Genomic DNA, 10,044 nt, shown 5'->3' with positions numbered 1-10,044 from the left:
CTACGAACGCAAGGCCGAACACTTCCTGGCCTTCACCGCCATCGCCTGCAGCCTCATCTGTTACCGCAGGCTCACCAAATGAGACGACGTCTAAAGCGGGTGTCGCAGGTTCGAATCCTGCCGAGTGCGTACAGGTGAGAGGCCCCGGAGAGATCCGGGGCCTCTGCGCTTCTCGTGGATCAATGCAGGACATCGAGGAAGTTGGTGGCGTCGTCGACGAAGTACACGGCGTCACGGTCCAAGTCCACCGCAAGGCCGAACAGCGCGCCTGCGCCGGGCGGGGAGCCGCTGTTGTCGAGTTGCCGGAAAGCCACTTGGCGACCCGTTGGTGTGGTCTCGACGATGTTGCCATCACCGGCGTTGACGGTCAGGATGTGGCCGTTGGGCGCGATGGCCAGGCCGAGGGGGCTATTGAGCCGGCAGCCACTGCTGACGACCCGGCCGGTGCCGGCGCTGGATCCCCGGGACAGCGCGCGCGGGATGACAGTGATTCGGTTCTTGACCGTGTCAGCAACGTAGAGCGAGCCGTCCTTGGCAATGCCGACGCCTGTCGGGCCGATCACCAGGGCGGCAGGGTCGGTCTTCTCGGCGAAACCCGAGCCGATCGTGGTGGTCCTCACCCGCTGCGGCGGCCGGTTGTCACGGCGCTTGAGGGTGATGCGCAGGACGGTGCCCCGGTCCACTTCGTTGCCGCCGCCCGCCACAGTGCCGTTGAGCACGTTGGTGACGAACAGGTCGGTACGGTCGCCGTAGCTCGCGGCGGTCATGTCCCACGGTCCGTTGATGCCGCCTCCGGCGAGCGTCTCGCGGACCCTACCGTGGCTGTCGAGTACCAGCAGGCAACCTGCCCGGGCGGTGGCAGAGGTGCCGTCGGTGGTCGGCAGGCTGCCCACCACCACCCACCCGCCGGGCAGGATACTCAGGGCGGTGGTGAGCCCCACACCGCCGGGGCATGGGCCAGGCAGGTGGGCCGGGTCGATCCGGGCGAACAGCGTGGCGGTGCCCCGCGGGCTAATCTGGACCAGGGTGGTGCCCGTGCCCTGCTGATTCTGGCTGTTGTTGAAGTTACTGACCAACACGTTGCCTCGGCGGAGGTTCCCGGCGTCGCGCGCGACCACGGCCGTGCCATAGGGGTTCACGTCGCCGTTCGCGGGGACCGTGGAGGCAATGTCACGCACGGTATGCAGACGGCCGAGGAAGGTCCCATCGGCCGAGGCGGCGCCTGCCGCAGCCGTTACCGAGATGGCCACGGCGGCTGTCACCGCCGACAGCCCCCGCGCGAAGGGTGCCAGAAAGTTAGCTCTCATGACCTGCAAGTTAAAAGTGACGGTGGGAGTTGGTGCGCACAGACACGCTTTGCCTCGGGTATTTCGCTCGGCCGGCGGCCCGAAGCGCGCACGCGTGCTCAGTCAGTGGATAGCGGAGAACGCCCGAGTGTGCTGGATCGAGCATGCCGAACCGTGGACCATGGAGTCGGAGCCCATCTCTCAACTCGATCTGCCCCTGAACCTCGACCAAAACCGCCACAACCCGTTCCACGGCCGTCTCACGGAACTGCGATCCCAAGCCCGTCAGCGCGCAAGCGAGTTGGCCGTCAGTGCATAGCCCGTCGGGCTTACATCACCAGGTGACATCAACGGCGGCGAACGATGATGCACCGAAGCGGCCACAGCCGGATCGGCGAGCGACCTGCGGGCCCCGTTTCTACACGCCGCACCGCGCTGCGAGGCGGCCGCAGTGATCGTCCGCTGGGCCGTGCGGGGGTGCTCAACGATGACAGATGACGACAGTCGACGACGGCTCTTCCCCTGCTCAGAGACCGTGCTTCGGGTACCGGCGCAGGTGCCGATCAGTGAAGCACAGTTGAGGAACAACAGGTCGAGGGCTCCAGAAAGCAGACCGAAGCGCCAGAGGGGCTTCCACCTTGATCGTGGACACCGGTTGTCATGCAGCGATGGCCAGCGTAGTTGATCTCTGTTCGAAGGCGACTGGCGCGAGGTAGCCGATCGTGGAGTGCCTGCGCCGGTGGTTGTAGAAGCCGATCCAACGGAAGACTGCGAGCCGGGCGGCTCGTTCGGTCGGCCAACCACGTCGGCCGGGAAGGATCTCCCGCTTGAGCGAGGCGAAGAACGACTCCGCGGCGGCGTTGTCCGCGGAGGTGCCGACCGCTCCCATGGATCGGAGGATCCCGGCCTGGTGGCAGGCGTCGGCGAACGCCTTGGAACCGTACTGAGCCCCGTGATCGCTGTGGAAAATGACGCCGTCCACCTGTCCGCCGCGAGTACGGACGGCCGCGTTGAACGCGTCGGTGACGAGCTCGGCCCGCATGTGATCGGCCATCGCCCAGCCCAGCAGGCGACGGGAGAACACGTCGATGACGGTGGCCAGATACAGGAATTTCCCGCCGGCGATGGGCAGATAGGTGATGTCACCGACCCATGCCCGGTCGGCGGCGGACGCGGTGAAGTTCCGCCGCAGCAGATCGGGCACCGCCTGGGCGGCGGGGTCCGGGATCGTGGTGCGGTGTCGAGCCTCCGTCCTTGGATGCCGTGTTGGCGCATGAGCCGCCCGATGCGCTTGCGGTTCACCAACACACCGCCCTCGCGGAGCTCGGCGGTGAACCGCTTGGGCCCGTACGTCTTCCCGGACTCTGTGTGAACCTTGCGTACTTGCCGGGTGAGCGCTGCGTCGCCGGCCTTCTTCGCTGCCCGTGCCGGGGCGGTCTTCAGCCACCGGTAGAACCCGGACCGGGACAGATTCAGCACGGTGCACCGCCGCTTCACGCCGAAGGCGTCGCGATGGTCGGCAACGAACTCGAAGCGGCTCACCCGTTCGTCTCGCCCGCAAAATACTTGGCCGCCCGGCGCAGGATGTCACGTTCCATCTCCAGCTCGCGGACCTGCTTGCGCAAGGCCGCGATCTCCGCGTCCTTCGTGGACACCGCGAGTGCCTCGGGACGCTCGGCGTACTCCGCGGTCTTGATCCACTGCCGCAGCGTCTCGTGGTTCACGCCGAGTTCGGCGGCGATGCGTGAGACGGGCCGGCCCGACGAACCGGCCAGCGACACCGCGTCGGCCCGGAACTCCGCCGAGTACTTGTAGGTCCCCACTCGGGACTCCTCTCCCTGAATTCAAGATCCAGTGCCGAGGTGTCCACGATCAAGGTGGAGGGCCCCTCACCGAGGCACCAGGCCCCCGGGCTATCTTGCGGGTCTCGCCACCTCGGGTACGCTCAGGCGCGAATGTCCTCTCATGCCGATGCTCGGATCTGCGGGGCGGGGCGGTTGCCGACCACCGCTCAGTCGGATGTGACGATACTTCGTACGTAATGCGCCATCGCGGTGGGCAAGCCTCCAGCCCTGGCGTCCGCCACGGCTGCACTGCACCGGTCCAGCGCGTGGGCGCTGGCTACCAACGCACCGCGTAGAGCCGCGACGTCGAGTCCGGCGACGGTGGCCTCGATCCCCTTGGGCAGCACATCCGGGTCGTGATCCAGGATCTGGGACAGGCCGTGCCAAGGGTACGGGGCGTTGCAGGCGGCAGCCCACAGCATCCAGATGCGGCTGCGGGCTTCGTGCAGGCGCTGGTGCGCCTCCCACAACGAGCCGCGGCGTAGGTACTTGTCCGCATCCAGCAGCGCGCGCCAGCCGAGGAACGACCAGTCCCGCACCTGCGCTGCGCTCACCTCGTACGCCGACGGGCCGCGCGTCGTAGTGGGGCGGGAGCCGGACCAGTAGAGCGCCACGAAGTCCGGGGCGGCGTCCCCGCGACGTACCTCCTCCTCGGCCACCACTGCCAGGTCGAGTTGCAACCGGTCGTCGTACTGGGCGAAGACGCGGCGGATCAGGAAGTCGCCAGTGACCGACTCTTGTCGCAGCACGTCGATCACGGTCCCCACGCGTGGCAAGAGTGCGACCACGGCCTCCTCGACCGCGTGTACCTCTGCCGAGCCCTCCAAGCCTCGGGCGGCGTGGACGCCGATGGCCGCATCGACGTCGGAGAGGGCGTCAGCGGCGCCGCGCCCGATCGAGCAGCCGACAGAGAACGACGACACCAGCGACGAGGTTTCGCACAGGTCGAGGAGAGCGGCAATGGTCTCGTGCTGGCGCTCCAGTTCCGGCCCCAGTGATGAGAGCCAGTCACGGTCACTGGGCAAGGGTGCTTCATCCCCTCAAGCGTTTCGTGGATGTTGTCCGCCGACACCATTCGAGCGGTGGCAGATCCGATGCACAGCTTCGCACGCCGGCCCAGCACCGTTCGTTTGTTGTCTACCTATTCGCTCGATCTGTTCAGCGACGCCTTAGGTCCTCTGGCACGCGAGCGGGCAGCGTGTCGGCACTGGATCGGCACTTGCCGGCGCTACCCGCAAGTCGTTACGGGTTCCAGCCGCAGCCGCCGGATTGGCCAGCGTAGTGTCTCGGCTGGGCCGAACCAGACCCGGACGTCAACCCCAGTGCGGACGGGCAGCAGGGGGTAGTCGTTTTCGGCGTGCTCGGTGCGGTGTAGCGCATGGAGCGGGCCGAGGTACTGGGCGGCGTACGCGTCGAAGGCGGCCGTGTCTGCCGGCTGGCAGACCGTCGCGGCCACCTCGCTGGTGCCCGGCTCCGGCGCGAAGCCCGGACCGCGCAGCAGCAGGACGTCGTCGCTGTCGATCATGGTGGCGTTGGCCGCGTGGCGGTGCTCCCGCCAGACCGTGCCGGTGTAGAACGCCTCTAGTGCGCGCCGGCGGTGCGTCATGTCGGAGAACGCTCGCAGCCAGAAAAAGCGATTCGGGTCCTCAAGGTCCCGGAACCTGCCGCCGACGGTGACGCCGGCCGCCTGTTGGCCGGTCATGAACTCGCGCTCGAACAGCTCGATCAGCGTCTCTCGAGTGCCGGGATGCAGGGTGTACTGGCGGAATTCTACGATGCTCATGCGTCGGCCGACCCGGCGCGGGTGAGGTCCATGATCCAGTTGAGCTCCCAGGTACCGCCGCCGTCGCCGGAGAACTCCTGTGCCCAGCGGGCAGTGTCCGGGCCGAGGCGGTACCAGGTGAAGTGCACCCGGATCGGGCGGCCGTGGTAGGTGTCCTCGCCGTGGAAGTCACCGCGGTCGCCCGTGAAGCCGCCGATTACCGGGGGATCCAGTCGGCCGGTCCGGCTGTCTGACCAGTGGATCGACCACTGACGTGTTTCGCGGTCGTACAGTCGCAGGGTCACGCCCTGGCGGCCGAGGGTGGGGAAGGTGATCTCGTCGATGTTCCCGGCGCCCCCGAACAGCGGCTGGATCACCGAGCGGCCGGGGAACTCCTCCCAGGTGCCGGCGCCTGCGCCGCTGAGCGGGGTAGTGAGGCGGCGATTGGCCACGTTCCAGGAACCGTGCAGGAAGGCGAAGTCGTCCATGTGCCGCAGGTTAGGGGCACTCCACTGACGTCTACTGTCAGTGGATACTGGGGAGCATGCGTGCGAGCCGACTGGTCACCCTGCTTCTGCTGCTCCAGAACCGGGGCCGGATGACGGCTCGGCAGCTGGCCGAGGAACTGGAGGTCTCCGTCCGCACGGTCTACCGGGACGTCGAGGCTCTCGGCGCCGCCGGTATACCGCTGTACGGCGACGCTGGACACGCGGGCGGCTACCGACTGGTCGACGGCTACCGGACCCGCCTCACCGGACTGACCGCGGACGAGGCGCAGGCCGCATTTCTTGCCGCACTCCCCGGCCCGGCCGCCGAGCTCGGCCTCGGTGAGGCGCTCACCACCGCCCAACTCAAGTGGCTTGCAGCCCTTCCGGAGGAGCTGCGTGAGCATGCCGAGCGGATCCAGGAACGCTTCCTGCTCGACGCCCCTGGCTGGTACGGCGACGCCGACCGTGCGCCTCACCTGTCCGCGGCCGCCGGCGCGGTGTGGGCACGGCGGGCGGTGGTCCTGCGGTACCGGCGCTGGCGGGCACCGGAGGAGATCGAACGGCGGGTGGAGCCGTACGGGCTCGTACTCAAGGCCGGCCGCTGGTATCTGGTCGCCGGAGGGCCTTCCGGAATCCGCACCTACCGGGTCGACCAGATCATCAAACTCCACTCCCTGGAAGAAGAGTTCGTCGTCCCGGACGGGTTCGACCTGGCCGGGCACTGGACCAGCTATCTGGCCGACTTCCGAGCCCGGCTGCGCAGTGGGGAGGCTCTGGTGCGGCTCACCCCGGAGGGCGCCCGCCGCATCGGCGTGACACCCGCGAGTGACGGATGGACGGAGGCCCGTGTGCCCATCGAATCGATCGACCACGCCCACGGAGAGTTCCTGCGGCTGGGCACCGACGTCGAGGTCATGACACCGGCCGAACTCCGCGACCGCATCGCCGAGACAGTACGGAGCCTGGCCACCCGCTACGAGGGGTGACTCCGGGCAGAGGGAAGCGCGCTGTGCGCGGCCTAGGCGTCGAACGAAGCGTCACTGTCCTCTGGGTGAAGCCTCCCTGCAGCGGGATCTCCGACAGGTGGAGCGGTGCTCACCGAACCACACGCCAGCACGCCGTGCGTGGCCCCGTGGCGGAGGTGCACGAGGACGGCCAGGAGCCGGTCGACGAAGACCAGCCGGTGCTTCGCACCAGCGCCCACGGCCCGCTTCCGTGGTCGTGACGCGAGCCTGGTCCGGTGCCGTTCACGCCGTAACAGATGCCCTTCAACGACGAGTTCAGCTATCACATCGGTCGATAGGCCCGTGGTCCTCAGTCGCTGCTGATCACTGCAGGAGAAGCGTCCCTCAACACTCGCCACCCTGCACGAGCTCGTCAGGGGCCGGATCCGCTCGCAGGAGCGCCGATCCCCTGCTGCGGAGGGCCGCCTACGTCCGTGAAGAACTGCCAGAGGGTAAGGACGGCGATCAGCCGGGCCAGCAAATTGGCCACCTGCAAGGAGAAGTAGCGCACGCTATTCCACCAGTCCTCAGGTGGTCATCGACGTCGACACCGCCTGGTCGTGGTCGTCGGCCGGGCCGTTGTCAGCAATCGCAACGACTGCCGGGCGTGGGCGGAGTCGGGTGCGAAGGCCGCCATCGGCAACACGAGGGCCATCGCCGATGGCGGCTACCCGGGTACCGGGCTCGTAATGCCGCACCGCCGCAGACAGGGTCTGCCCGACTGGAAACAGGCACACAACACGTCCCACAAGCAGGTTGGCGCCCGCGTCAAGCACGCCTTCGCAGGGATGCAGACCTGGAAGATCCTGCGCGACTGCCGCCTGAGAGGCGATGGAGTGCAGCGCCCGCCTGCAGCAACCTCTCCCTGACCGGATAGCCCCACAGCGGGGTCGCGGGCGGGGCCAGCCTTCCTCGAATGGCGTCGCACGGTGACGGTCAATAAAGTTCGCACTCCCAGGGCTCGATGTCCGGCTCCCCAGGTGGCAGCTTCCCGGTGCAGTATAGGTAGAGATAGGCTGCAGCCCGGCGCTCCGCATACTTCTCATTGACCGGTTCGCCATGCTCATCCAATTCGAGGACGTTGGCGAAGATCGCAACGCAGATCTCCATCTGGGAGGGCGACTCGCGCAGCTCTTCACAGTAATCGATCTCGTTCAGTATCGGATGGCCCGCCGACCCCCGAGCAATCCACCCGGCGAAGCGTCGTAGGGCTCCCGAAGCGCCATGACTGAGATGCGAAGACATGCCAAGGAATCTAGCCCTAGTCTTCCCGGATTGATCCTTGGCCTCCCACGGAGGGCGCCGAGGTCCTAGTGACCTGAGTCGGAGATTCTTCGGCAGTATGCGGCGACTTTGTCGAGGATTTCGTCAGCAGTCTTGGCCCAGGCGAATGGTCTGGGGTGGTCATTCCCGTCCGCGAGCCAGCTGCGGATGTCGCGTTCGAGGGCCTGCACGGAGCGGTGGACACCGCGCCGGAGCTTCTTCTGGGTGAGCTCGGCGAACCACCGCTCCACCAGGTTCAGCCAGGACGAACTCGTCGGCGTGAAGTGCAGGTGGAAGCGCGGGTACGCCAGCACCCACTGCTTGATGACCGGCGTCTTGTGGGTCACGTAGTTGTCCAGAATCAGGTGTACGTCCAGATCGGCGGGCACTTCCTTGTCCAGCTCGGCCAGGAACTTCCTGAACTCCACGGCCCGGTGGCGCCGGTGGAGGGAGCCAATCACATTGCCCGTGGCGACCTCCAGGGCCGCGAAGAGGGTGGTGGTGCCGGCCCGGACGTAGTCGTGGCTGCCATGCTCGGGGACCCAGGGGACCATCGGCAGCACCGGCTGGGACCGGTCCAGGGCCTGGATCTGCGACTTCTCGTCCACGCACAGCATCAGGGCCTTCTCCGGGGGGCGAGGTAGAGGCCCACGACGTCACGCACCTTGTCGGTGAACAGGGGGTCGGTGGAGAGCTTGAACGTCTGCGACCGGTGCGGGGCCAGCGCGAACGCGCGCCAGATCCGCGAGATGGCGGACTGGGACGTACCCGTGGGCGCCGCCATGGACCTGGTCGACCAGTGGGTGGCGTTCTTCGGCTCCTCCTCCAGCGTCTTGACAATGACCCGCGCGACGTCCGCGTCGGTGATCTTCCGCGGCACACCGGGCCGCGGCTCGTCGGACAGGCCGTCCAGGCCCCGTTCCGGAAACGCCGACGCCAGGTGCGGACGGTGTCCGGCGGGAGCCGCAGCCAGCGTGACACCTCCATGATCGAGTGCCCCTTGGCGCACTCCAGCACGATCCGCGACCGCTGGGCCAGGGCCTGTGCCGTCGAACGACGACGCACCCAGCCCGCCAACACGGCCCGCTGGGCATCGGGCACCGACAACGGAGGAATCTTCGGGACCCGGACGACTCAGGGCCAGCTCGGGCCGCACCAACCGGCACCGCCTCAACCGGCGGCGACCGCAGGGCCAACCACGCACTCCACATGATCGCGCTGCTTCGCATGCGCTACGACCAACGGACCCAGAACTACGTAGCCCGCAGCACCGCCGAAGTCCTGTCCAAGAGGAACATCCTCCGCTGCCTCAAACGCTTCATCGCCCGCGAGGTCTACAAGCAGCTCACCCGCCCCCCACCACACACCAAAACCGCTCACACCGACCGCTTGACGGTCTATGGGAGCTTCATCAAAGGGGTCGGTCACTGACGACCGGGACGCCTCCTGGCCGTCGTGGCGAACGGTCGGCAAGGTGGGGTGGGATCACCTACTTGCCGGCGCGGGCCATGAGCAGTGGCTGGAAGAAACCGGTCTCGTGCGGCATCCGCCACTCGGGGTCTACGAATCCCGCGTCGGCCACGAGGCCGGTCAGCCGGTCCCGGCCGAGTGCCCAATAGACGGTCCGACGGACCTTGACGCGCCATTCTCCGCCGATCGGCAGCAGCTGGAAGTGCTCCATATCGTAGTGCTCGCCATCCTCATGCCAGTGCCAGAGCTGGAAGGTGACGGTCCGTTCTCCCCTGTCCGCAGGCTGATGGACCTGGGGAGGCGCCGAAGTCGGTCGGTTGCGCAGCAGGTCATCGTAAGGACGCGTGCTGAGCAGCAGCAGACCGGCGGGACGCAGCACCCGGCGCATCTCGGCCAGGGCTCCGTGGACGTCCTGCTCCGTCAGCAGATGAGGCAAGGCGTTGTCGCCGCAGACGACGGTGTCGAACCGGCCGTCGGGAAACGGCAGACGCCGCATGTCGGCGACGGCCGTGCCAAGCGTCACCTTCCGGTGGGCGGCCTCACGGGAAGCGCGAGCGACGGCGCGGGCGCTGAGGTCCGTGCCGGTGACGCGGTGCCCGCGCAGTGCGAGGCCGATGGCCTGCGTGCCGATGCCACAGGAGCAGTCGAGCACAGACGCGATGTCCTGGCCCATCAGGCCGTCCAAGGCGCTTCCCTGCCGACGAATGCTTGCATCCCAGTCTGCATAGATCAGGTGGTAATCATCGGCCAGCTCGTCGTAGAAATGTGCCACCGAGGTCTCGGGCATGGCCCGAGGCTACTGCGCATAAGGCCCAGTGCAAGGCCCCCCGGAGGGGTCTGTGTAGCGAACGGTGGAACTCGGTCGGATGTTTTCAGCGGCGTCCGGCGGTGAGCCGGCCGTCGAAGGTGATGTCGAAGGCTTGGAGT

Annotated in this window: 8 protein-coding genes and 4 pseudogenes; 4 read left to right on the top strand and 8 right to left on the bottom strand. The window is 67.5% G+C overall.

From position 1 onward, the window contains the following. Positions 1-179: 179 nt before the first annotated feature. Entirely contained in the window at positions 180-1,307 is a 1,128-nt protein-coding gene (locus ACIPM1_RS33485) for a hypothetical protein (RefSeq protein ID WP_402441096.1), read from the bottom strand. On the opposite strand from ACIPM1_RS33485, the gene ACIPM1_RS33480 reads away from it, so the two are divergent. Beyond that, positions 1,243-1,605, top strand: coding sequence for a GIY-YIG nuclease family protein (locus tag ACIPM1_RS33480; protein ID WP_402441094.1), 363 nt, complete (start codon positions 1,243-1,245; stop codon positions 1,603-1,605). The two genes, ACIPM1_RS33485 and ACIPM1_RS33480, sit on opposite strands and share 65 nt — an antisense overlap. Before the next feature lie 339 nt (positions 1,606-1,944). Here ACIPM1_RS33480 and ACIPM1_RS33475 read toward each other — a convergent pair. The 4 genes and pseudogenes from ACIPM1_RS33475 to ACIPM1_RS33460 form a co-directional block, all read right to left on the bottom strand. After that, a pseudogene (locus ACIPM1_RS33475) lies at positions 1,945-3,109 on the bottom strand (IS3 family transposase). A gap of 188 nt (positions 3,110-3,297) precedes the next feature. Further along, positions 3,298-4,155, bottom strand: a complete 858-nt coding sequence (locus ACIPM1_RS33470; protein ID WP_402441092.1) for a hypothetical protein — start codon at positions 4,153-4,155, stop codon at positions 3,298-3,300. Between the two features lie 203 nt (positions 4,156-4,358). Continuing rightward, positions 4,359-4,913 (bottom strand): NIPSNAP family protein, encoded by a 555-nt coding sequence (locus ACIPM1_RS33465; protein WP_402441090.1) that lies wholly within the window; start codon positions 4,911-4,913, stop codon positions 4,359-4,361. After that, positions 4,910-5,380: a hypothetical protein gene (locus ACIPM1_RS33460; protein ID WP_402441088.1), complete on the bottom strand. Its 471-nt coding sequence runs from the start codon at positions 5,378-5,380 to the stop codon at positions 4,910-4,912. The genes ACIPM1_RS33465 and ACIPM1_RS33460 overlap by 4 nt, the downstream gene beginning before the upstream one ends. A 56-nt stretch (positions 5,381-5,436) precedes the next feature. On the opposite strand from ACIPM1_RS33460, the gene ACIPM1_RS33455 reads away from it, so the two are divergent. Then, positions 5,437-6,366, top strand: coding sequence for a helix-turn-helix transcriptional regulator (locus ACIPM1_RS33455; RefSeq protein WP_402441086.1), 930 nt, complete (start codon positions 5,437-5,439; stop codon positions 6,364-6,366). 522 nt (positions 6,367-6,888) lie between these two features. Next, a pseudogene (locus ACIPM1_RS33450) lies at positions 6,889-7,253 on the top strand (IS5/IS1182 family transposase); the annotation flags it as partial. Positions 7,254-7,320: 67 nt separating this feature from the next. Here the strand turns inward: ACIPM1_RS33450 and ACIPM1_RS33445 are convergent. Together ACIPM1_RS33445 and ACIPM1_RS33440 are read right to left on the bottom strand one after the other, a co-directional pair. Next, positions 7,321-7,629, bottom strand: coding sequence for a hypothetical protein (locus tag ACIPM1_RS33445; protein ID WP_402441084.1), 309 nt, complete (start codon positions 7,627-7,629; stop codon positions 7,321-7,323). A gap of 65 nt (positions 7,630-7,694) precedes the next feature. Then, positions 7,695-8,763 (bottom strand): annotated as a pseudogene (locus ACIPM1_RS33440) (IS630 family transposase). A gap of 20 nt (positions 8,764-8,783) precedes the next feature. Between ACIPM1_RS33440 and ACIPM1_RS33435 the strand changes: the two are divergent. Next, positions 8,784-9,078 (top strand): annotated as a pseudogene (locus ACIPM1_RS33435) (transposase); the annotation flags it as partial. Positions 9,079-9,136: 58 nt separating this feature from the next. Here ACIPM1_RS33435 and ACIPM1_RS33430 read toward each other — a convergent pair. Beyond that, on the bottom strand, positions 9,137-9,904 hold the full coding sequence (locus ACIPM1_RS33430; RefSeq protein WP_402441082.1) for a class I SAM-dependent methyltransferase: 768 nt from the start codon (positions 9,902-9,904) through the stop codon (positions 9,137-9,139). Positions 9,905-10,044: the final 140 nt, after the last annotated feature.

The sequence above is a fragment of the Streptomyces sp. NPDC086766 genome (assembly GCF_044746005.1).
GTDB lineage: Bacteria > Actinomycetota > Actinomycetes > Streptomycetales > Streptomycetaceae > Streptomyces.
The sequence above is the reverse complement of the archived record's forward strand: the minus strand, read 5'-3'. Positions and strand labels throughout refer to the sequence as shown.